At 72.5% G+C, this 22652-nt stretch carries 21 protein-coding genes; 1 reads left to right on the forward strand and 20 read right to left on the reverse strand.

Features of this window, described 5'->3' with window-relative positions:
* Positions 1-9: 9 nt before the first annotated feature.
* The 7 genes from hisF to fmt all read right to left on the reverse strand — a co-directional run bounded on the left by hisF (position 10) and on the right by fmt (position 6285).
* Positions 10-774, reverse strand: coding sequence for an imidazole glycerol phosphate synthase subunit HisF (gene hisF / locus ACIQUC_RS03300; RefSeq protein ID WP_402263171.1), 765 nt, complete (start codon positions 772-774; stop codon positions 10-12).
* Positions 771-1610 carry an ATP phosphoribosyltransferase gene (gene hisG, locus ACIQUC_RS03305; protein WP_022906699.1) on the reverse strand — a complete coding sequence of 280 codons (840 nt, stop codon included), beginning with the start codon at positions 1608-1610 and terminating at the stop codon, positions 771-773. Before hisG ends, hisF begins: the two co-directional genes overlap by 4 nt.
* A gap of 45 nt (positions 1611-1655) precedes the next feature.
* A complete protein-coding gene (locus ACIQUC_RS03310; RefSeq protein ID WP_402263174.1) occupies positions 1656-1919 on the reverse strand; it encodes a phosphoribosyl-ATP diphosphatase in 264 nt (87 codons plus the stop codon).
* A 101-nt stretch (positions 1920-2020) separates the two neighbouring features.
* Positions 2021-2680, reverse strand: a complete 660-nt coding sequence (gene rpe, locus ACIQUC_RS03315) for a ribulose-phosphate 3-epimerase (RefSeq protein WP_402263177.1) — start codon at positions 2678-2680, stop codon at positions 2021-2023.
* Between the two features lie 22 nt (positions 2681-2702).
* Complete coding sequence (locus ACIQUC_RS03320) at positions 2703-3602, reverse strand: Abi family protein (RefSeq protein ID WP_402263180.1); 900 nt, start codon at positions 3600-3602, stop codon at positions 2703-2705.
* A 107-nt stretch (positions 3603-3709) separates the two neighbouring features.
* Positions 3710-5353: an RsmB/NOP family class I SAM-dependent RNA methyltransferase gene (locus ACIQUC_RS03325; protein ID WP_402263183.1), complete on the reverse strand. Its 1644-nt coding sequence runs from the start codon at positions 5351-5353 to the stop codon at positions 3710-3712.
* Positions 5350-6285, reverse strand: a complete 936-nt coding sequence (fmt, locus tag ACIQUC_RS03330) for a methionyl-tRNA formyltransferase (RefSeq protein WP_402263186.1) — start codon at positions 6283-6285, stop codon at positions 5350-5352. Before fmt ends, ACIQUC_RS03325 begins: the two co-directional genes overlap by 4 nt.
* 86 nt (positions 6286-6371) lie before the next feature.
* On the opposite strand from fmt, the gene ACIQUC_RS03335 reads away from it, so the two are divergent.
* Positions 6372-6830 (forward strand): DUF4383 domain-containing protein, encoded by a 459-nt coding sequence (locus ACIQUC_RS03335; RefSeq protein WP_402263189.1) that lies wholly within the window; start codon positions 6372-6374, stop codon positions 6828-6830.
* Between the two features lie 22 nt (positions 6831-6852).
* Here ACIQUC_RS03335 and ACIQUC_RS03340 read toward each other — a convergent pair whose 3' ends face one another.
* The 13 genes from ACIQUC_RS03340 to pyrR form a co-directional block, all read right to left on the reverse strand.
* The gene (locus ACIQUC_RS03340) at positions 6853-8058 is read right to left on the reverse strand and encodes a glycine C-acetyltransferase (RefSeq protein WP_402263192.1); all 1206 of its coding nucleotides are present in this window, start codon (positions 8056-8058) and stop codon (positions 6853-6855) included.
* The gene (gene tdh, locus ACIQUC_RS03345) at positions 8058-9107 is read right to left on the reverse strand and encodes an L-threonine 3-dehydrogenase (protein ID WP_402263826.1); all 1050 of its coding nucleotides are present in this window, start codon (positions 9105-9107) and stop codon (positions 8058-8060) included. The genes ACIQUC_RS03340 and tdh overlap by 1 nt, the downstream gene beginning before the upstream one ends.
* 253 nt (positions 9108-9360) lie before the next feature.
* Complete coding sequence (locus tag ACIQUC_RS03350) at positions 9361-11343, reverse strand: primosomal protein N' (RefSeq protein ID WP_402263194.1); 1983 nt, start codon at positions 11341-11343, stop codon at positions 9361-9363.
* 8 nt (positions 11344-11351) lie between these two features.
* A complete protein-coding gene (metK, locus tag ACIQUC_RS03355; RefSeq protein WP_402263197.1) occupies positions 11352-12566 on the reverse strand; it encodes a methionine adenosyltransferase in 1215 nt (404 codons plus the stop codon).
* Positions 12567-12571: 5 nt separating this feature from the next.
* Positions 12572-12835, reverse strand: a complete 264-nt coding sequence (gene rpoZ, locus ACIQUC_RS03360; RefSeq protein WP_022906709.1) for a DNA-directed RNA polymerase subunit omega — start codon at positions 12833-12835, stop codon at positions 12572-12574.
* A gap of 35 nt (positions 12836-12870) precedes the next feature.
* Complete coding sequence (gene gmk, locus ACIQUC_RS03365; RefSeq protein ID WP_402263201.1) at positions 12871-13785, reverse strand: guanylate kinase; 915 nt, start codon at positions 13783-13785, stop codon at positions 12871-12873.
* Entirely contained in the window at positions 13782-14669 is an 888-nt protein-coding gene (gene pyrF, locus ACIQUC_RS03370) for an orotidine-5'-phosphate decarboxylase (RefSeq protein ID WP_402263204.1), read from the reverse strand. The genes gmk and pyrF overlap by 4 nt, the downstream gene beginning before the upstream one ends.
* Positions 14666-17959: a carbamoyl-phosphate synthase large subunit gene (carB, locus tag ACIQUC_RS03375; RefSeq protein ID WP_402263206.1), complete on the reverse strand. Its 3294-nt coding sequence runs from the start codon at positions 17957-17959 to the stop codon at positions 14666-14668. Before carB ends, pyrF begins: the two co-directional genes overlap by 4 nt.
* Positions 17959-19179, reverse strand: coding sequence for a glutamine-hydrolyzing carbamoyl-phosphate synthase small subunit (carA, locus tag ACIQUC_RS03380; RefSeq protein ID WP_022906716.1), 1221 nt, complete (start codon positions 19177-19179; stop codon positions 17959-17961). Before carA ends, carB begins: the two co-directional genes overlap by 1 nt.
* Positions 19179-19721 carry a hypothetical protein gene (locus ACIQUC_RS03385; protein WP_402263209.1) on the reverse strand — a complete coding sequence of 181 codons (543 nt, stop codon included), beginning with the start codon at positions 19719-19721 and terminating at the stop codon, positions 19179-19181. The genes carA and ACIQUC_RS03385 overlap by 1 nt, the downstream gene beginning before the upstream one ends.
* Positions 19718-21076: a dihydroorotase gene (locus ACIQUC_RS03390; RefSeq protein WP_402263211.1), complete on the reverse strand. Its 1359-nt coding sequence runs from the start codon at positions 21074-21076 to the stop codon at positions 19718-19720. The genes ACIQUC_RS03385 and ACIQUC_RS03390 overlap by 4 nt, the downstream gene beginning before the upstream one ends.
* A complete protein-coding gene (locus tag ACIQUC_RS03395; protein WP_402263214.1) occupies positions 21073-22044 on the reverse strand; it encodes an aspartate carbamoyltransferase catalytic subunit in 972 nt (323 codons plus the stop codon). The genes ACIQUC_RS03390 and ACIQUC_RS03395 overlap by 4 nt, the downstream gene beginning before the upstream one ends.
* Positions 22041-22637 (reverse strand): bifunctional pyr operon transcriptional regulator/uracil phosphoribosyltransferase PyrR, encoded by a 597-nt coding sequence (gene pyrR, locus ACIQUC_RS03400; protein WP_402263217.1) that lies wholly within the window; start codon positions 22635-22637, stop codon positions 22041-22043. The genes ACIQUC_RS03395 and pyrR overlap by 4 nt, the downstream gene beginning before the upstream one ends.
* Positions 22638-22652 lie beyond the last annotated feature (15 nt).

Genomic DNA, 22652 nt, shown 5'->3' on the forward strand with positions numbered 1-22652 from the left:
GGCGGCGGGTCAGCGGACGGCGTGCCCGGTCGCGCCCAGCGCGGCCTTCACGTCGCCGATGGTCATCTCGCCACGGTGGAAGACGCTGGCGGCGAGGACGGCGTCCGCACCCGCGTCGATCGCGGGGGCGAAGTGCTCGAGCCGACCCGCGCCTCCCGAAGCGATGACCGGCACCGTGGCGATCGCGCGCACCGCGGCGACGAGCTCGAGGTCGAACCCGTTCTTCGTGCCGTCCGCGTCGATCGAGTTCACGAGGAGCTCCCCCGCGCCGCGTTCGACGGCCTCGCGCGCCCAGGCGAGGGCGTCGAGGTCGGACTCGGTCCGTCCGCCGTGGGTCGTGACGACGAAGCCGGACGGCATGCGGTCCGACCGCTTGACGTCCAGGGACAGCACGACGGCCTGCGCGCCGAACCGGTCGGCGATCTCGCCGACGAGTGCCGGGCGCGCGATCGCGGCGCTGTTGACGCCGATCTTGTCGGCACCGCACTGCTGCAGCCGGGACACGTCGTCGACGCTCCGGACGCCGCCGCCGACCGTCAGCGGGATGAAGACCTGCTCGGCGGTCCGCGTCACGGTGTCGTACATCGTCGCGCGGTTCTCGACCGTTGCGCCCACGTCGAGGAAGGTCAGCTCGTCGGCGCCCTGCTCGTAGTAGCGCGCGGCGAGCTCGACCGGGTCACCGGCGTCCTGCAGGTCGAGGAAGTTGACGCCCTTGACGACCCGGCCGCCCTTGACGTCCAGGCACGGGATGACCCGGACGGAGACCCCGCTCACAGCCGCGCGGCGTGGATCGGGCTGACGAGGATGGCGCGGGCGCCGAGGTCGTACAGCGCGTCCATGATGAGGTTGGCGTCGTCGCGCGGGATCATCACGCGGACGGCCGACCAGTCGCGACCGTGCAGCGGCGAGACGGTGGGCGACTCGATGCCGGAGGCGACCGCGGTGGCCTGTTCCAGGAGCCCGGTGGGGATGTCGTAGTCGAGCATCACGTACCCGCGGGCGACGAGGACGCCCTGCAGGCGCCGACGCAGGACGTCGATGCCGGGGATCGTCTCGTCGGTGGAGATGAGCAGCGCGGTCGACTCGAGGATGACCGGCCCGAAGATCTCGAGCCCGGCGGCGCGGAGCGTGCTGCCGGTCGACACCACGTCGGCCACCGCGTCGGCGACGCCGAGGCGCACGGCGCTCTCCACAGCACCGTCGAGCTTCACGAGCGTCGCGGTGACGCCGTGCTTCGCGAGGAACTCACCGACGAGGCCGGGGTAGCTCGTCGCCACCCGCACACCGTCGAGGTCCTGCAGCGTGCTGAACCGGCCGGGCGTCCCGGCGAACCGGAAGGTCGAGTCGGCGAAGCCGAGCGCGTCCACCTCGTGCGCCGCGGAGCCGGAGTCGAGCAGCAGGTCGCGGCCCGTGATCCCGACGTCGAGCGCGCCGGAACCGACGTAGGTGGCGATGTCGCGCGGGCGGAGGAAGAAGAACTCGACGCCGTTGCGCTCGTCGAGCAGGTGGAGCGCCTTCGGGTCGCGGCGGCCGGCGTACCCGGCCTCGCGCAGCATGTCGGAGGCGGTCTCGGAGAGGGAGCCCTTGTTGGGCACGGCGATGCGGAGCATCAGGGGTCTGCTTTCTGGTGGAGGGGCCGGCGGCTGATCAGCGGATCAGAGATGTCGCCAGACGTCCGCCGGGGTGAGCCCCTTGGCGACCATGAGCACCTGCAGGTGGTACACGAGCTGCGAGATCTCCTCCGAGGTGCGCTCGTCGCCCTCGTACTCGGCCGCCATCCAGACCTCGGCTGCCTCTTCCACGATCTTCTTGCCGATCTGGTGCACGCCGGCGTCCAGTTCGGCGACGGTGCCGGAGCCCTCGGGGCGCGTGCGCGCCTTCTCGCTGAGCTCCTGGAACAGGTCGTCGAACGTCTTCACGCGCACCAGGCTACCGCCCTCGGCCGACGCGGTGGACCGACCGTCCGGACGGGAGGCACGGCGTGCGTCCGCCTCGCCCGTCACCTCGGGTGCCGGTCGGGTCACGAGCGCGCTGCCGCCGCCGCCCGGCGGAGGTCCGCGATGCGCTCGGCCGGCTCGCCGCCGTAGACCGCCGAGCCCGCCACGAGCGTGTCGGCACCGCTCCGCACCGCCTCGGGGACGGTGTCGACCGCGATGCCGCCGTCGACCTCGAGCCAGACGTCGAGCCCCGAGGCGTCCAGGGCTGCGCGGGCATCGGCGAGCTTCGGCATCACCCCGGGCATGAAGGACTGCCCGCCGAAGCCGGGCTCGACCGTCATGAGCAGGATCATGTCGTAGGCGTCGAGGTGGTGGAGCACCTGGGTGATCGGCGTGCCGGGCTTCACGGCGACGGCGGCACGGGCACCGTTCGACCGGATGGCCGCGGCGGTCGCCACGGGGTCGGACGCGGCCTCGAAGTGGAACGTGACGCTCGACGCACCCGTCTCGGCGTACTTCGGGGCCTCGGTGTCGGCGTCGGTGATCATGAGGTGGACGTCGAGCGGCACCGGCGAGACCTGCTGCAGGCGCTGCACGATCGGCAGGCCCAGCGTGAGGTTCGGCACGAAGTGGTTGTCCATCACGTCGACGTGCACCATGTCGGCGGTCTCGATGCGGTGGAGCTCGCGCTCGAGGTTCGCGAAGTCGGCGGACAGGATGCTCGGCGAGATGCGGATCGTCACCCGCCAACCCTACCGGCGCCCCTCACCGCCAGAGATCGGAGGAACGCCAGTCGGCCGGGGCACCGGTCTGCGAGAACGGAACCACCTCGACCGCCGGGTAGGTCGACAGGACGCAGGTCACGAGCCGGGAGGGACCGATGCCGCTGGCCGCACGCAGGTACTGCACGAGGGTGAGCTGACCGAACGTCCGGTTCATCGCCGACGCCGCCCGGTCGAGTACGACGTGCGTCCCCACGCGCGGGAGACGGGGCTTCGGGAAGACCCGGTTGAACACGCGCCCGTGGTGGGCGCACGCGTTGCGGAGCACGTTGAGCGCGCGCAGCCACGAGAGCAACTGCGGCGGACGGAGCGCGAACACCTCGGCGATCTCGCGCTGCACGAGTTCCGGCGTGAACGAGAACAGGCGGGTGAGGCTGCCCCAGTCCATGACCTCGACCGCGGCCCACACGGGGAGCGTGCCCTCGTAGGCGGCGCGGTGGTGCTCGACGAAGTCCTCCCGCGACCGCTCGACCTCGCTCTGGTGCCGGCGACGCCACCGTTCGTACTGGTCGCCGGAACGGGCCAGCGCGCCGAGGAGTTCCGGGTGGAGGTGCGCACAGGGGTCGAGCCGCCCGAGCGCGTGTCCGAGCGACGACCGGACCATGAGCTCGACCGGTGCGAGCGCGTCGAACACGGTGGTCCGCAGGCGCTCGTCGAACTCGTAGAGTGCCACGACGTCGACCAGGCGAGCGCCCTCGACGAACCGATCGGATCGGCGTCCGTCCACGATGGCGCGGAACGGGTACCAGTAGCCGCTCAGGCGGTAGTAGCTGACCCTGCGCAGCTGCTCGACGGCGCCGTCCGTGTCGTCGATCTCCATCCCACGGGACGTGAGGAGCTCGATCTGCTCCCGGTACGAGCGGAACTCCTTGACCCCGGACACGTCACCCCATCGCGCAAAGGAAGAGGACCGGCCCTGGACCTGCTTGCGCAGGCGGAACCGGTCTTGTGCAGCCAACATATCACACCGACTGCCGTCTGCGATCGGCGTCAGGCGACGCGGCGGAACAGCGCGATGAACATCGCATCCGTGCCGATGCGATGCGGCCAGAGCTGCACCGTGTTCCCGTCCGCCACGCGCGGGTCCCGAGCGGCCACGGACCGCACCACCGACGCGGTGTCGAGCTGCTCGAGCTCCCCACCGTGCCGGGCCATCAGCGCATCGACCTGGCCGCGCGTCTCCGCCAGGTGCGGCGAGCACGTCACGTACGCCAGGGTCCCGCCGGGCGCGAGCACCCGGACCGCGGCGTCGAGGAGCTCCGCCTGCAGCTCGGCGAGCTCCGGGACGTCGTCGGGCTGCTTGCGCCACCGGGCCTCCGGACGGCGGCGGAGGGCGCCGAGTCCGGTGCAGGGTGCGTCGAGCAGGATGCGGTCGAACGTGACGCCGGAGCCGTCGCGGCCGAAGCGCCGTCCGTCGCCCTCGACCACGGTCACGCCGTCACCGGCACCGGCGAGGGCCTTCCGCACGAGTCCGGCACGCGCCGGGACGAGCTCGTTGGCGACGAGGGTCGCGCCGCCCTCGGCTGCCTCGGCGGCGAGCAGCGCCGCCTTGCCGCCGGGTCCGGCGCACAGGTCGAGCCACCGCTCCCCCGGCCGGATCGCCGACGACCGGCTCAGGGCGAGCGCGGCGAGCTGCGAGCCCTCGTCCTGCACGCGGAGCCGTCCGGCTGCCACGCCCGGTACCCGGGCGGGGTCGCCGGCGAGACCGCGGATCCCGACCGGCGAGACCGGCAGGTCCGCCTCGGGGTCCGTGGGCGGTCCGGGAGGCGCGACCCGCGTCACGTCGTCGGCTCCGTTCGTCGGCTCGGTCGGCTCGGTCGACTCGGTGCGCTCGGTCGGCTCGGCCGGCTCGGTCGACGCCGCCGACGCGTCGGGCCCGTCGGACCCGGTCCGGTCCTCGGTCGCCGCGGGCCGCTCAGCCGCGTCCGCCCGCTCGGCGTGCTCGGCGTGCTCGGCGGCCGCGGTCGCGATGTGGGAACGTGCCGCGGCGACGTCCTCGTCGGTGGCCAGCCCGGGGAGCGCGGCGAGCTGCACCCGGGGCGCGGCGTTGTCGGCCGCCAGGAGCGCCGCGAGTTCGTCCCGCGAGCGTTCGGCCGCCAGGGCGTCCCGCAGCGCCGACACCACCCACGTGGGGTGCGACCACCGGGTGGCGAGCAGTGCGTCCCCGCCGCGGCCCGCCGTGATGAGCGCGTCCCACTCGTCGTCGGTGCGTGCCGCGACCTTGCGCAGCACGGCGTTGACGAAGCCGGTGGCGCGACGGGCACCGACCTCGCGGGCGAGCTCGACCGTGGCGTCCACGGCGGCGTGCGTCGGGGTGCGCATCGCGAGCAGCTGGTGGGCACCGAGCCGGAGCACGTCGAGCACGTCGGACTCGACGTTGTCGATGCGGCGGCCGGAGGCGAGGGCGATGATCGCGTCGTAGCGGCCGAGCATCCGGATCGACCCGTACGTCAGCTCGGTGGCGAACCCGGCGTCCCGCGCGGAGAGCCCGGCGCGGCGGATCCGGGTCGGCAGCAGGAGGTTGGCGTAGGCGTCGTCGACCTGCACCGCCCGCAGGACGTCGAAGGCGACACGACGGGCGCTCGTCCGACGCGGCCCGTGGTGCCGGCGCTGGCCGGTGCTCGCGGCGCTCATGCGAGGACCTTCCCGTCGAGGGAGCCGAGGCCCCGGGCCCACGCCGCGGCGTCCATGGCCTGCTTGCCGGCGGGCTGCACCTCGGTGAGCACGAGCGGCTCGTCGGCGGTCCCGACGAGCAGCCGACCGCCCTGGACGCCGAGCACACCGGGGGCGAGCGACGGGGCGGGGTCTGCCGCGCCTCCGGGCAGGCGGGTGCTGCGGAGGAGCTTGACGCGGGTCTCGCCGAGGTGGGCGTACGCGCCGGGCTCGGGCGTGACGCCGCGCAGGCGTGCGTGCACGACCGCGGCGGAGGCGGCGAAGTCGATGCGGCCGTCCTCGATGGTCAGCTTCGGGGCGAGGGTGGGATCGCCGGTCTGCTCCACGGCGACCGCGGTGCCCGCGGCGAGGCCGTCGACGACACGGGCGACGGTCTCGGCACCGGTCTCGGCCATCGCGGCGAGGACCTCGCCGGAGGTCGCCTCGGAGTCGATGTCGAACGGGTCGCTGGCGTAGACCGGACCGGCGTCGAGCGCCTCGACGAGCTGGAACACCGTCGCGGCGGTGCGGGTGTCGCCGGCCATCACCGCACGCTGGACGGGAGCGGCGCCGCGGTACCGCGGCAGGTCCGAGAAGTGCAGGTTCACCCAGCCGAGCCGCGGAGCGTCGAGCGCCGGACGTCGGAGCAGGGCGCCGTAGGCCACGATCACACCGAGGTCGACGTCGAGGGCGGCGATCCGCGCCGTGACCTCGTCGTCGACGCGGACGGCCTCGATGACGGGGAGGCCGAGGTCCTCGGCTGCCTGGGCGACGGGCGTGGGCGTGAGGACGCGCTTCCGGCCCTGCGGGGTCGCCGGACGGGTGAGCACGGCGGCGATCTCGTGCTCGGACGCCGCGAGGCGGCGGAGGGTGGGGACGGCCGCAGCGGGGCTGCCGGCGACGACGAGACGCATGGGTTCGATCCTCCCATGCCCGCGGCTGCCGGACGCGCCGGGCGGCGGGCCGGTAGGTTCGGCGGCACGGCTCACCAGGAGGTCCCATGTCCGACGTCACCACGTCCACCAACCGCTACGCGGGCTCGTCGATCCAGGCGATCGCGCTCGTCGTCGGGATCGTCTTCCTGCTCGTCGGGATCGCCGGGTTCGTCCCCGGGCTGACGACGGGCGACCTCGGTGGCGCCGGACACGGCTCGATGGCGATGCTGCTCGGGCTGTTCCAGGTGTCGGTGCTGCACAACGTCGTGCACCTGCTGTTCGGGGTCGTCGGCCTGCTGGCGGCCCGGTACGCGACCGGATCGCGCATGTACCTCGTGATCGGCGGGGTCGTCTACTTCGTGCTCTGGTTCTACGGGCTGTTCACCGCCGGCCACGACTTCGGGGCGAACTTCGTGCCGCTGAACTGGGCGGACAACTGGCTGCACCTGGTGCTCGCGATCGGGATGGTGGCGCTCGGCGTGGTCTTCCCGCGCGAGCGCCCCCGGCCCGTCAGCGCGGCCTGACCGAGCCGTCGGCCCCGACCCGTCAGCGCGGCCCGACCGCGCCGTCGTCGACCCCGGCCGCGTCGCGCGCCGCGACGAAGGCCGCGACGCACCGGTCGACCTGTTCCTCGGTGTGCGCTGCCGAGAGCTGCACCCGGATCCGCGCCCGGCCCTTCGGCACCACGGGGTAGCTGAACGCGGTCACGTAGATCCCCTGTGCCTGCATCTGGTCGGCGACCCGCGCGGTCAAGGCAGCGTCGTGGAACATCACCGGGACGATCGGGTGCTCCCCCGGCAGCAGCTCGAACCCGGCGTCGGTCATGCGCGACCGGAACCGCGCCGCGTTCGCCCGCAGCCGTTCGCGGGCGTCGTCCGACCGTTCGATGAGGTCGAGGGCCGCGACCGTCCCCGCGGCGATCACCGGGGCGAGCGAGTTCGAGAACAGGTAGGGGCGCGAGCGCTGACGCAGCAGGTCGACGATCTCCCGCCGACTCGCGACGTACCCGCCGGACGCGCCTCCGAGGGCCTTGCCGAACGTGCCCGTGTACACGTCGACCCGGTCGGCGACGCCGCAGAGTTCGGGTGTGCCGCGGCCGTGCTCGCCGACGAACCCGACGGCGTGCGAGTCGTCGACGATGACGAGCGCGTCGTACCGGTCGGCGAGGTCGCAGATCGCGGCGAGCGGGGCGATCGAGCCGTCCATGGAGAACACCCCGTCGGTGACGATCGCGCGGAACCGGGCGTCCCCGGCGGCGACGAGCTGCGCCTCGAGGTCCTGCACGTCGCGGTTCCGGTAGCGGAACCGCTGCGCCTTCGACAGCCGGACGCCGTCGATGATCGACGCGTGGTTCAGCTCGTCCGAGATGATCGCGTCCTCCGCGCCGAGGAGCACCTCGAAGAGGCCGCCGTTCGCGTCGAAGCACGACGAGTACAGGATCGTCGCCTCGGTCCCGAGGAACGCCGAGACGCGGCGCTCCAGGTCGAGGTGGAGGTCCTGCGTGCCGCAGATGAACCGGACGCTCGCCATGCCGTAGCCCCACTGGTCGAGGGCGTCCTTCGCCGCGTCGACGAGGTCGGTGGAGTCGGCGAGCCCGAGGTAGTTGTTCGCGCAGAAGTTCAGCAGCGGCGCACCGTCCGCCTCGATCGCCGCACGCTGCGGTCCGGCGATGCCCCGCTCGCGCTTCGTGAGCCCGGCGGCCTCGATGTCCGCCAGCTCGGCCGCCAGGTGGTCCTTGATCGCGCCGTACATCAGATCTCCGTCCAGTCGATGACGACCTTGCCGCCGTCCGCGCTCGCCGCCGCGGCGAACGCTGCCTCCCAGTCACGCGCCGCGAAGCGCCCCGAGACGATCGAGGCGATGCGGTCGCGCAGCACCGCGCTCGTCTGCAGCATCGAGCTCATGGTCTGCCACGTCTCGAACATCTCGCGGCCGTAGATGCCCTTCACCGTGAGCATGTGGGTCACGACCTTGCCCCAGTCGACCGCGATCTCGCCGGTCGGCAGGCCGAGCATCGCGACCCGTCCGCCGTGGTTCATGTTGTCGACCATCGCGGGCAGCGCACGCGGCGCCCCGGACATCTCGAAGCCGACGTCGAAGCCCTCGCGCATGCCGAGCCGCTCCTGCGCGACGCGGATCGGGTCGCCGTCGGTGCCGACGTCGACGCCGAGGTCGGCACCCATCGCCGATGCCATCGCCAACCGGTTCGCGCTGACGTCGGTGCCGACCACGAACCGCGCACCGGCGTGCCGCGCGACGGCGATCGCCATGAGGCCGATCGGGCCGCAACCGGTGACCAGCACGTCCTCGCCGACGACCGGGAACGCGAGTGCCGTGTGCACCGCGTTGCCGAGCGGGTCGAACAGGGCGCCGACCTCGGGGTCGACGTCGGCGTGGTGGACCCACACGTTCGCGCCGGGCAGCGTCAGGTACTCCGCGAAGGCGCCGTCGCGCTGCACGCCGAGGCCCTTCGTGCGGATGCACATCTGACGGCGTCCGGCCCGGCAGTTCCGGCAGGTGCCGCACACGATGTGCCCCTCGCCGGAGACCCGGTCCCCCACCGCGACGTCGCGCACGGCGGCGCCGACCTCGACCACCTCGCCGAAGAACTCGTGGCCGGGGACGAGCGGGGCCGTGACCGCCGAGGCCGCCCAGTCGTCCCATCGCCGGATGTGCAGGTCGGTCCCGCAGATCCCGGTCCGGAGCACCCGGATGAGGACCTCGTCCTCGGTGGGGACCGGCACCGGCCGCTCGGTCATGATCAGTCCCGGAGCAGCGTCCGGCTTGTAGAGCGCCCGCATCGGCGTCACCTCGTCACTTCGTCGTGCGTGTGATGTGTTCGGCGGTGGTTCGTGGCCACCGTCGTCCAGCCTGGCACAGGTCGAGCGGGCAGGGTGGCCGACTCGGAACGACGACACCGCTGTCGTACGACGTCGACGATGTCGCTCCTTGCAGACGCCGGCAGTCGCGACACGGAACGAGCGACGACACCGCTGTCGTACGACGTCGACGATGTCGTTCGACGTCGGACCGCCACCCCACGACGACCCCTCGTCAGACCTCGCTGAAGGGTTCGGCGTCGTCGAGCCGCACCCGCAACGCCGGCGCTGCCCGCCGTCGGTTCCCCCCGGGCAGCACCCGCCGGGTGGACGCGCGCCGGATCACCTCGGCCTTGAGGGTCGCCGCGACCTCGGCACCGTGCGCGTACGGGAAGCGCACGATCGCACGCACGGCACCCGGAGCTGCATCGTCCTCGACGGGTACCGGACCGAGCACGGGGCCGACCGTGAGGCCGTCGAGCGCCTCGACCGCGGCCGTGACCGCCTCGTCCGTGCCGGTCAGCGTCGCGACCCGGACGGCGGGCGGGAAGTGCAGCTCCCGGCGGTCGGCGAGCTCGTCGTGCGCCGGCTGGTCGAGCCGCCACAGCGCCATCGCCGTCGCGAGCTTCCCTCCGATGCCGACGAGGTAGGCATCGGCGCCCGGGGCTCCCTTGGCGGCGGCGTTCGTCCAGAAGCGCAGCACGTCCTCCTGCACGCGGAGCCCTTCGCGCGCGAGCATGCGCTCCCCGTCGAGCAGGAGCACGCACGCGTACCCGCCCGGGACGCTCGGCTCGGCACCGCGCGTGGCGACCACGACCGAGGGGCGCGCCGGGACCTCGTCGAGCGGACGGGACCCGTCGGCGACCACGATGCGGGTGCCGGGGAACGCCCGGCCGAGCTCGTCCGCGGTGCGCTGCGCCCCCTGGCCGACCGGCTTCACGGTGCCGTTGCCGCACGTCGGGCACCGGAACCCGACGGCCAGCGCACCGCAGAACCGGCACTGCGGCGTCGCTCCGCGGTGCGGGCTGCCGAGCGGTCCGCCGCAGATCCGGCAGTGCGCCCGCTCCCCGCACTCGGCGCAGACCAGCCCCGTCCCGAAGCCGGGACTGGCGACCTGCACGAGGACGGCGCCGTGCTGGCTCGCCTCGCGGGCGGCACGCCAGGCAGAACTCGGGATGCGGGCCTCGGCCGCGAAGCCCTCGGCCCCGGTCTGCTGCACGGTCGGGATGACCTTGGGTGTCCGGACGCGGTGCGGAGCGACCTCCTGCAGCCAGTGCAGCTCGACGAGGCGCTGGACGTCGGTGCTCCGCGCGTGCGAGACGAACAGGAGCGCCGCACCGGACTGCGCGGCCCGGACCAGGGCGACGTCGCGGGTGTGCACGTAGGGCGCGCGGGGCTCGGTGAAGGAGGCGTCGCCGTCGTCCCACATCGCGATGAGCCCGAGCTCGGTCGCGGGCGCGTACACCGCCGTACGGTTGCCGATCGCGACGACCGCGTGCGTGCGGGCCTGCAGCAGCGCCTTCGCGCGCTGCCCGTTCGTCTGCTTGGCGTCGAACCGGACGACCCGCTCCGGCGGCAGCACCGCGAGGAGCGCGCGCTCGAGGTCGATGACGTCGCGGAAGTCCGGTACGGCGATCACCGCCGACTGCTCGGTGGCGAGCGTGTGCGCCGCCGCCTGGGCGAGCGTCGCGGCCCAGCCGGGGACCCAGACGAGCGCGTCCTGGTCACCGAGCGCGACGGGGTGGGGGACGGCGGAGACCGCAGCCCGACCGTGGTCGGCGACCAGCGCCTCCAGGACGCCCTCGGCGTAGTCCGTGACCGGCGGCGGCGTCACCGCCGGCGGCGACCAGGTGGTGTCGCGGGCCAGCCAGGCCTTCTCGGCGCGGACCTGACGGGTCGGGACGGCGAGCCGGAGCACGTCGGACGCGACCCCGGCGGCACGGTCGGCCACAGCCCGCGCGAGCGACCAGATCTCCGGCGCGAGGACGGGCACCGGGGAGACGACCGTCTCGATGGCACTGAGCTCGCCCGGGTACTCCCCCTCGGTGACGATCTCGACGACGTACCCGTCGGACATCCGCGCCCCGGTGCGCAGCGGCACCTTGACGCGCACCCCCGGCACGCAGTCGTCCTCGAACTCGGCCGGCACCCGGTAGTCGAACAGTCGGTCCAACTGCGGGAGCGGCGAGTCGAGGACGACGCGCGCGACGGTGGTCACGCGGAGCCTCAGACGTTGGCGGCGACGAGTCCTGCGGCGACGCGGAGTTCCTCGACGCGGTCGAGCTGCTCCCAGGTGAACCCGGGGAGCTCGCGTCCGAAGTGACCGTACGTCGCGGTCTGCGCGTAGATCGGGCGGAGCAGGTCGAGGTCACGGATGATCGCGGCCGGACGGAGGTCGAAGACCCGCAGGATCGCGGCCTCGATCGTGGCGTCGTCGACGTGACCGGTGCCGAACGACTCGACGTAGAGCCCGACGGGCTTCGCGCGGCCGATCGCGTACGCGACCTGCACCTCGAGGCGGTCGGCGAGGCCCGCGGCGACCGCGTTCTTCGCGACCCAGCGCAGGGCGTAGGCGGCCGAGCGGTCGACCTTCGACGGGTCCTTGCCGCTGAACGCGCCGCCGCCGTGCCGGGAGGCGCCGCCGTAGGTGTCGACGATGACCTTGCGGCCGGTGAGACCGGCGTCGCCCTGGGGGCCACCGATCTCGAAGCGGCCGGTCGGGTTCACGATCACGTCGACGTGCGACGAGTCGAGGTCGACCTGGTCGAGCACCGGACGGATCACGTGCTCGGTGATCGCAGCGGTGAGTTCGTCGAGCGTCACGGACGGCGCGTGCTGGGTGGACAGCACCACGGTCTCGACGGTCTTCGGCACCACGCCGTCGTACCCGACGGTGACCTGGGTCTTGCCGTCCGGGCGCAGGAACGTCAGCTCGCCGGACTTGCGGACGGCTGCGAGCCGCTCGGCCAGCCGGTGCGCGAGCCAGATCGCGACGGGCATGTACTCGGGCGTCTCGTTCGTCGCGAAGCCGAACATGATGCCCTGGTCACCGGCACCCTGGCGGTCGAGCGGGTCGACACCGGCGCCGGAGCGCGTGTCGAGCGACTCGTCCACGCCCTGGGCGATGTCCGGCGACTGCGCGCCGATCGACACCTCGACACCGCAGGTGCGACCGTCGAAGGACACCTCGGACGAGTTGTACCCGATGCCCGTGATGACGTCACGGACGAGCTTCGGGATCTCGACGTAGCCGGAGGTCGTGACCTCGCCGGCGACGTGCACGAGCCCGGTCGTGACCATGGTCTCCACCGCGACGCGAGCGTGCGGGTCGACGGTCAACAGCGCGTCGAGGATCGTGTCCGAGATCTGGTCGCAGATCTTGTCGGGGTGCCCCTCCGTCACCGACTCGGACGTGAAGAGGCGCAGGCTGCTGCTCGTCACCGCGATCAGTCGGTGGGCTGCTGCTGCTTGGTGACGGTGAGCTTGTCCTCGTTGATCTCGTGCAGCGCGACGGACAGCGGCTTGTCGTCGATCGTCGAGTCGACCAGCGGGCCGACGTTGTCGAACAGCGACCCCTCGTGGAGGTCGGCGTAGTAGTCGTTGATCTGCCGCGCACGCTTCGAGGCGAAGATGACGAGCGCGTACTTCGACTCCACCTTGGCGAGCAGGTCGTCGATGGGCGGGTCGATGATGCCCTGGGGGTTGGCCATGGTGTCTCCAGTCGACGGGTCGGGGGGTCGCCCGGCTAGGGCGCAGTGAACAAGTCTACGACCTCGCGCGCCGCGGTGCCGACATCGGAGTTCACGATGCGCACGTCGAACTCGTCCTGGGCGGCGAGTTCGACCTTGGCGGTGTCGAGTCGGCGGGCCTGTTCCTCGGCGGATTCGGTGCCGCGGCCGATCAGTCGGCGGACGAGTTCCTCCCACGACGGGGGCAGCAGGAAGACGAGGACCGCCTCGGGCATGGCGTCCCGGACCTGGCGCGCGCCCTGCAGGTCGATCTCGAGCATCACCTTGTCGCCGGCGTCGAGCGCGCGGTCGATCGGCGGCCGGGGCGTGCCGTACCGGTACGAGTTGTGGACGGTGGCCCACTCGAGGAGTTCGCGGTCGCGGATCATCCGGTCGAACTCGGCGTCGTCGACGAAGTAGTAGTGCACGCCGTCGACCTCGCCCGGACGAGGCTTGCGGGTCGTCGCCGAGACGCTGAGGTTGACGTCCGGGTACTGCTCGCGGATGTACGCGCTGACCGTGCCCTTGCCGACCGCGGTGGGGCCGGCGAGGACGACGAGCTTCGAGGTGCCGCGCTTCCGACCACGGGCGGCGAGCCAGTCGGCGAGCTCGGAGCGCTGCCGGGTGCCGAGCCCGCCGAGGCGCTTCGAGGGGGCGATCCGCAGTTCGCCCATGATCGACTCCGCCCGGGCGGGGCCGATGCCGGCGAGGCTCGTCAGCAGGTCGCGGACCCGGAGCGACTTCTCAGCCGGGGCGTCGCCGTCCGACCAGGCGGTGCGGGCCACCTCGAGCGCGGAGCGCTCCCCCGAGGCGACCGCGGCCTTGACGGCGGCGCGGGCACGACGTGCGGCCACGGCAGCGGCAGCCGCGGCGACCCGGTCGACCTCCGGCGGGTTCCGGTGTGCGGGCAGGTCGTCGCGGTCCGTCGTCATGCGGCGGCCCCCAGCGCGGCACGGATCCGGTCCGCACGGTCGGCCACGAGAGCGGCGACGCCGTCGGGACCGTCGGTGAGCAGGCCGCGCGACTCGCTGACGAGGACCTGCTCGGCGCGGGCGCCGTACAGCGCGCGGAGGTCCTCGATGCGGGCGCCCTGGGCACCGAAGCCCGGTGCGAGGATCGGCGAGGTGCCGATCGTGTCCGCGTCGATGCCGAAGTCGTCGAGGTCGAGGGTCGCGCCGAGCACGAGCCCGACGTCGCCGAGGGGCTGGTCGCCGCCTCTCCGGTTGTCGTCTGCCACGTCCAAGACGATACCGGCAGCGACGCTCCGCCCCGAACGCGGACCCTCGGCGAGCACCGCGGTCTGCAGCACGCGCGCCTCGGGGTTGCTCGTGGCGGCGAGCACGAAGACGCCCGCACCGTTCCGACGTGCGACGTCCACCGTGCCGGCCAGGGAGCCGTAGCCGAGGTACGGCGAGACCGTCATCGCGTCGGCGGCGAAGGGTCCGTCGCGGTCCAGCCACGCGAGTGCGTAGTCGTCCCCCGTCGATCCGATGTCGCCGCGCTTGACGTCCGCGACGACCAGGAGGCCCGCATCGCGTGCCCGACGGATCGTCGCGTCGAGCGCACGGTAGCCCGCCACCCCCGCGGCCTCGAAGAACGCGATCTGCGGCTTCACGATCGCGGCGCGGCCGGCGGCCGCGTCGACCAGGATCGCCCCGAACCGGGTCAGGCCCTGCTCGTCGCGGCCGAGCCCCCACGCCGCCAGGGTGGCGGCGTGGGGATCGATGCCGACGCAGAGCGCGGAACGCGACCCGATGGCGGACGCGAGCCGGACGCCGAAGGAGGCCGCGCCTCCCGGATCGGTCGTGGCGCTCACCAGGTGGCGCGCTCGAGGGCGTAGTCCTGCAGGCTCCGCACGCTGTGCGGCGACCCGATCGTCTCGATCGCCGCGACCGCGGCCCCGAGCTGCGCGATCGTCGTGAACAGCGGCTTGTCCGCCGCGACCGTCGCCGCACGGATCTCGTACCCGTCCGCACGACCGGCGGCACCCGACGGCGTGTTGATGACGATGTCGACCTCGTTGCGGGCCAGCAGGTCGACGACGCTCTCGCCACCCTCGCTGAACTTGCCCACCAGCGTGACCTCGATGCCGTTGCGGCGCAGGATCTCCGCCGTGCCCTCGGTCGCGGTGATCGTGAAACCGAGCTGCTGCAGCCGGTGCACCGGGAGCACGATGGCGCGCTTGTCGGTGTCGGCGACGCTCACGAACACGGTGCCGCTCGTCGGGAGTCCGCCGTACGCGGCCTCCTGCGACTTGAGGAACGCGCGCGGGAAGTCGCGGTCGATGCCCATGACCTCGCCGGTGGAGCGCATCTCGGGGCTCAGCACCGAGTCGACGACCTGGCCGTCGTGGGTGCGGAACCGGCGGAAGGGCAGCACGGCCTCCTTCACGGCGATCGGCGACTGGATCGGCACGAACGCGCCGTCACGGGCGGGCAGGAGCCCCTCGGAGACGAGCGTGTCGATCGTCGTGCCGGTCATGATCCGCGAAGCCGCCTTGGCCAGCGGGATGCCGAGCGCCTTCGAGACGAAGGGCACCGTGCGGCTGGCGCGCGGGTTCGCCTCGAGCACGTAGAGGACCCCGGCACCGATGGCGAACTGCACGTTGAGCAGGCCCTGGACGCCGATGCCGCGCGCGATCTTCTCGGTCGCGTCGACGACGCCCTGGATCTCGGCACGGCCGAGGCCCACCGGCGGCAGGGTGCAGGCGGAGTCGCCGGAGTGGATGCCGGCCTCTTCGAGGTGCTCCATGATCCCGCCGATGTAGAGCCGCTCGCCGTCGAAGAGCGCGTCGACGTCGATCTCCACCGCGTCGTCGAGGAAGCGGTCGACCAGCAGCGGGAGCTCCGGGCCGATGATCGCCTGGTCGGCCATCCGGTCGAAGTAGTCCGCGAGCGACGGGGAGTCGTACAGGATCTCCATGCCGCGGCCGCCGAGCACGAAGGACGGGCGGACGAGGACGGGGTAGCCGATCTCCTCGGCCACCGCGGTCGCGCTGGCGAGGTCGTGGGCGGTGCCGTTCCGCGGCGCGAGGAGGCCCGCGGCGTCGAGGATCGCGGAGAACTGGCCGCGCTCCTCGGCGGAGTCGATCGCGCTCGGGCTGGTGCCGAGGATCGGGATCCCCGCCGCCTCGAGCGGCTTCGCCAGGCCCAGGGCCGTCTGACCGCCGAGCTGCACGACCACGCCGACCAGCTCGCCGGACGCGGCCTCGGCCTCGATGACCTCGAGGACGTCCTCGGTGGTGAGCGGCTCGAAGTACAGGCGGTCCGAGGTGTCGTAGTCGGTCGAGACCGTCTCGGGGTTGCAGTTGATCATGATCGTCTCGAACCCGGCGGCGCTCAGCGCGAAGGACGCGTGCACGCAGGAGTAGTCGAACTCGACGCCCTGCCCGATGCGGTTCGGACCGGAACCGAGGATGACGACCTTCTTGCGGTCGCTCGGAGCGACCTCGGTCTCGGCGTCGTACGACGAGTAGTGGTACGGCGTGAGGGCGGGGAACTCACCGGCGCAGGTGTCGACGGTCTTGAAGACCGGGCGGATGCCCAACGCCTGGCGGGCGTCGCGCGCGTCCTGCTCGGTGACGGTCTGGTCGCCGGTGCTCCGGAGCGAGGCGATCTGGGCGTCGCTGAAGCCGTGCTCCTTCGCCCAGCGCAGGGTGTCCGCGTCGAGGGTCTCGGCGGCCCGGACCTCGTCGGCGACCTCGTTGATGAGCACGATCTGGTCGATGAACCACGGGTCGATCTTCGTGGCCTCGAACACCTCGGCAGCGGTCGCACCGGCGACGAGCGCCTGCTGCACGGTGACGATGCGACCGTCGGTCGGGATCGCCGACTTCGCGAGCAGGGCGTCCTTGTCGAGCTCCGCCGCCGGGGTGTCCCAGTGGAAGGACGATCCGCGCTTCTCGAGCGAGCGGAGCGACTTCTGCAGGGCGGTGGCGTAGTTGCGGCCGATCGCCATCGCCTCGCCGACGCTCTTCATCGTCGTGGTCAGGGTGGCGTCCGCCGCGGGGAACTTCTCGAACGCGAACCGCGGGGTCTTCACGACCACGTAGTCGAGCGTCGGCTCGAAGCTCGCCGGCGTGACGCGGGTGATGTCGTTCTCGATCTCGTCGAGGCGGTACCCGATGGCGAGCTTCGCGGCGATCTTCGCGATCGGGAAGCCGGTGGCCTTCGACGCGAGCGCCGACGAACGGGAGACGCGGGGGTTCATCTCGATGACGATGACGCGGCCGTTCGACGGGTCGACGGCGAACTGGATGTTGCAGCCACCGGTGTCGACACCGACACGACGGATGATGTCGATGCCGATGTTCCGCATGTTCTGGTACTCGCGGTCGGTCAGCGTCAGCGCGGGCGCGACGGTGATCGAGTCGCCGGTGTGGACACCCACCGGGTCGACGTTCTCGATCGAGCAGATCACGACGGTGTTGTCGTAGTTGTCCCGCATCAGCTCGAGCTCGTACTCCTTCCACCCGAGGATCGACTCCTCGAGCAGGACCTCGGTCGTGGGGCTCGACTGCAGGCCGTCACCGACGAAGCGGACGAGCTCCTCCTCGTTGTAGGCGAAGCCCGAGCCGAGACCACCCATCGTGAAGGACGGGCGGACGACGAGCGGGTAGCCGAGGTCGGCCGCGTACTCCTTCGCCTCCTCCAGCGTGTGCGCGATGTGGCTGCGGGCGACGTCGGCGCCGGACTCGAGGACGAGTTCCTTGAAGAGCTGGCGGTCCTCGCCGCGCTGGATGGCGTCGACCTTCGCGCCGATGAGCTCCACGCCGTGCTTCTCGAGGATCCCTGCCTTGTCGAGGGAGATCGCCGCGTTCAGCGCCGTCTGCCCACCGAGGGTCGGCAGGACCGCGTCGGGCTTCTCGATGCGGATGATCTCCTCGAGCGAGGCGTCGGTGATCGGCTCGATGTACGTCGCGTCGGCGAAGTCCGGGTCGGTCATGATCGTCGCCGGGTTCGGGTTGACGAGGACGACGCGGACGCCCTCGGCACGGAGGACGCGGCACGCCTGGGTGCCGGAGTAGTCGAACTCGGCGGCCTGGCCGATGACGATCGGGCCGGAGCCGATGACGAGGACGGAGTTGATGTCTTGGCGCTTCGGCATCAGTTGCTGCTTTCGTTCGTCGCACCCGACGCGTGCGTCGGGTCTGCTGCGGGGGTCGTGGCGTCGGCGGTCGCCGCGTCGAGCGGCGTCCCGTCACGACGCGCGCGCACCAGGTCCGCGAACCGGTCGAAGAGGTACATCGAGTCGTGCGGGCCGGCCGCCGCCTCGGGGTGGTACTGCACGCTGAACGCGGGCACGTCGAGCGCGCGGAGGCCCTCGACGACCTGGTCGTTCAGGGAGTAGTGGGAGACCTCGACCCGGCCGAACCCGGCCGGCGACTCGATGACCTCGCCGAGGGGCGCGTCGACCGCGAAGCCGTGGTTCTGGCTCGTGATCTCGACCTTGCCGGTCGTCGTGTCGAGCACCGGCTGGTTGATGCCGCGGTGGCCGAAGGGGAGCTTGTACGTGCCGAACCCGAGGGCGCGACCGAGCAGCTGGTTGCCGAAGCAGATGCCGAAGAACGGTCGTCCGGTCTTCAGGCTCTCCTGCAGCAGCGCCACCTGGGCGTCGCTCGCGGCGGGGTCGCCCGGGCCGTTCGAGTAGAAGAGCGCGTCCGGGGCGAGCGCCTCGAGCGCGGCGGCGTCGATGTCCTGCGGCACGACGTGCACCTCGAAGCCCCGCTGGGCGAGGTAGCGGGTGGTCGATGCCTTGACGCCGAGGTCGAGCACGGCCAGCCGGCCGATCTGCTCGCCGACCGCGGGGACCACGTAGGTCTCGGGCGTCGAGACGATCGACGAGAAGCTCGCGCCCTCCATCGCTGCCTGCGACCGGACCGCGTCCAGCTGCTCGTCGGCGGTCAACGCCGCGTCGGCACCGCTGAACACGCCGCCCTTCATGGCGCCGGCGTCGCGGATCCGGCGGGTGAGCGCCCGGGTGTCGATGCCGGAGATCCCGACGATGCCGTCGCGCACCAGGTGCTCGTCGAGCGTCGCGTTCGCGCGGTGGTTCGACACGATGCGGCTGGGGTCGCGCACGACGTAGCCGGCGACCCAGATGCGACGGGACTCGGGGTCCTCGTCGTTCACCCCGGTGTTGCCGATGTGCGGTGCGGTCTGCACCACGATCTGACCGGCGTAGGAGGGGTCGGTGAGCGTCTCCTGGTACCCGGTCATGCCGGTCGCGAAGACCACCTCGCCGAGCGTGCGCCCGCGGGCGCCGTAGGCCCAGCCGTCGTACCGGGTGCCGTCCTCGAGGACCAGTACGGCCCGTTCGCGTGTCATCAGTTCGTCCCTTCGCCCGCGGTGTGCGGGTGTTCGTGCTTCGTCGACAGTCCCTGCAGGGCGGCCAGTACTGCGCCGTCGCCCTCCGGGAACCGGAAGTAGGTGTCGAGGTCCGTCGCACCTGCGGCGCCGGTCGCCGTCCATCGCAGACGGACCAGTCCCCCGGGCTCGACCACGCGGTCGATGGCCCACGTGGCGCGGTCGGCGCCGCGGACGGCGTCGGCCGCGATCCACCGGTCGGTGGTGCCGGCGTGGTGCAGCACCACTCCGGTCTCGTGGACGGTCACGCCGCCACGGCCCCGGAACCCCAGGCCGCCGGCCGTGATCCGCTCGAGCGGTTCGTCGGCGCGGGTCGTCGCGACGGTGAAGCCGTCCCACGACCCGGCCGCCGGTCCGATGTCGGCCGGCACGGGGACGGGAGGCACGGATCCCGCCTGCGCGCGCGCCCGCGTCCGCCAGGTGCGCGCCATCGCGACGAACAGCAGTGCCACGAGGGCGAGGATCACCGCGCCCTCGAGCCAGCGCAGGGCGTCGCCGCTCACCGGGACGTCCCGATCCGCGCGGACCGGGCGTGCGCGGCCACGGTCTCGGCGTCGACGAGCTGCCCGTCCGTGACGGTGGGGTACCCCTGGTGGAAGGTCGCCACGACCCGCCCGGGGAGCCGCATGCCGAGGTACGGCGAGTTCTGCGACTGCCCGGCGAGGTCGCCGAGGGCGAAGTCCCGGCTGACCGACGGGTCGTAGAGGGTGATCTCGGCGGGTGCCCCCTCGGCGATCCGCTGCCCCTGGCCCTCGACCTGGCCGATCCGGGCGGGCGCCTCGGACAGGACCCGGGCGACGTCGGCCCAGTCGAGCCGACCGTCGTCGACCACGGCGGCCTGCACGACGCTCAGCGCGGACTCGAGGCCGACCATGCCGTTCGCCGCCGCCGGCCACTCGCAGCACTTCGCCTCGGCCGTGTGCGGTGCGTGGTCGGTCGCGACGATGTCGATCGTGCCGTCGGCCAGCGCGTCGCGGAGCGCGTCCACGTCCTCGCGGGAGCGGAGGGGCGGGTTGACCTTGTACCGGGCGTCGTACCCGGGGGCGCCGTCGCGGCCGGCGATGAGGTCCTCGGTCAGCACCAGGTGGTGCGGCGTGACCTCGGCGGTGACGTCGATGCCGCGCGACTTCGCCCAGCGGATGACCTCGACGCTGCCGGCGGTCGAGACGTGGCACACGTGCAGCCGCGCGCCGACGTGGTCGGCGAGCAGGACGTCGCGGGCGATGATCGCCTCTTCCGCGACGGCCGGCCACCCGGCGAGCCCGAGCTCCGACGACAGCCGGCCCTCGTTCATCTGGGCGCCGATCGTCAGCCGGGGTTCCTGCGCGTGCTGGGCGAGCACGCCGCCGAAGCCCTTGATGTACTCGAGCGCCCGGCGCATGAGGAGCGGATCGGACACGCACGAGCCGTCGTCCGAGAAGACCCGGACCCGCGCCCGGCTCGTCGCCATTGCGCCGATCTCGGACAGGTGGGTGCCCTGCAGCCCCTGCGAGACCGCGCCGATCGGGCGGACCGTGACGTAGCCGGCGTCGTCGCCCAGCGCCTGCACCTGCTCGACCACGCCGGCGGTGTCGGCCACCGGCGACGAGTTCGCCATCGCGTTGACGGCCGTGAACCCGCCCGCCGCGGCGGCACGCGAGCCGGTCAGGACCGTCTCGGACTCCTCGAAGCCGGGCTCGCGCAGGTGGGTGTGCAGGTCCACGAGGCCCGGCAGGGCGATGAGCCCGTCGGCGTCCGTGACCGTGGCGCCGGCGGCGTCGAGACCGGAGCCGACCGCGGTGATGCGCGTCCCCTGCAGACGGATGTCGGCACGCGTGCCGTCGACCAGCTGCGCGCCGCGGATGAGGTGGGCGGTCATGCGATGGTCTCCTTCGGTGCTGCGGTCGGTTCGGACCCGGTGAGGGCGAGGTAGAGCACGGCCATCCGGACCGACACGCCGTTCTCGACCTGCTCGACCACCGTCGAGCGGGGGTCGTCGGCGGCGACACCGGCGATCTCGAGCCCGCGGTTCATCGGGCCGGGGTGCATGATCAGCGTGCGCTCGGCCAGCCGCGCGAACCGGCTCGCGGTGAGGCCCCAGTGCCGGGTGTACTCGCGCGGGTTCGGGAAGAACGCGTCGTTCATCCGCTCCTGTTGGATCCGGAGGGTCATCACGACGTCCGGGTCCTCGGCGAGGGCGACGTCGAGGTCGTGGTGGACGGCGGCACCGAACGGTGTCGTCGTCGCGGGCAGCAGCGTGGGCGGCGCCGCGAACGTGACGGTGGCACCGAGTGTGCGCAGCAGCCAGGCGTTGCTCCGGGCGACCCGGCTGTGCAGGACGTCACCGACGATGAGCACGCGGACGCCGTCGAGGCCCTGGCCACGGCTGCCGGCACCGTGCAGGCGCCGACGCATCGTGAACGCGTCGAGCAGCGCCTGGGTGGGGTGCTCGTGCGTGCCGTCACCGGCGTTGACGACCGGCACGTCGATCCAGTCGGCGTCGGCGAGGACCCGCGGCGCGCCGGAGGCGCCGTGGCGCATGACGATGCCGTCGATGCCCATCGCGCCGAGGGTCTGCACGGTGTCCTTGAGCGACTCGCCCTTCGAGACGCTCGACCCCTTCGCGGCGAAGTTGAGGACGTCGGCGGAGAGGCGCTTCGCGGCGGCTTCGAAGGAGATCCGGGTGCGCGTCGAGTCCTCGAAGAAGAGGTTCACGACGGTCTTGCCGCGCAGCGCGGGGAGCTTGCGGACCTCGCGGGAGTTGACCTCGGCCATCTCCTCGGCGACGTCGAGGATGTGGATCGCCTCGGCGCGGGAGAGGTCGGCGGTGGAGAGGAGGTGCTTCACGCCGCACCCCCGTCGCCCTGCTCGATGACGACCTCGTCGCTGCCGTCGGTCTCGGTCAGCCGGAGCGTCACCCGTTCGTCGGACGCCGTCGGCAGGTTCTTGCCGACGTGGTCCGCGCGGATCGGCAGCTCGCGGTGGCCGCGGTCGACGAGCACCGCGAGCCGGACGGCCCGCGGACGCCCGATGCCCTGCAGCGCGTCGAGCGCCGCCCGGACGGTCCGACCGGAGTACAGCACGTCGTCGACGAGCACGACGACCCTGCCGTCGATGCCGGTCGTCGGGATCGTCGTGCGGTGCGGTGCGCGACCGATGCCGTGCCCGAGGTCGTCCCGGTGCATCGTGACGTCGAGGGTCCCGACGCGCTGACCGCCCGCCGGACCCCACTCGGGATCGATGTCGGCCAGGACGCGGTCGAGCCGCTCGGCCAGGACGGCACCCCGTGTCGGGATGCCCAGGAGCACGAGTTCCGAGGCGCCGTGGTTGGCCTCGAGGATCTCGTGCGCGATGCGTGTCAGAGCACGCGTGATGTCGGGCTGCTGCAGGACCGTTCTGGTGCCCACGCCGACCTCCTTCCCCGCCTCACCGGACGGCATTAAAGGATGCTGACG

It is taken from the genome of Curtobacterium sp. NPDC098951 (assembly GCF_044759965.1).
GTDB lineage: Bacteria > Actinomycetota > Actinomycetes > Actinomycetales > Microbacteriaceae > Curtobacterium.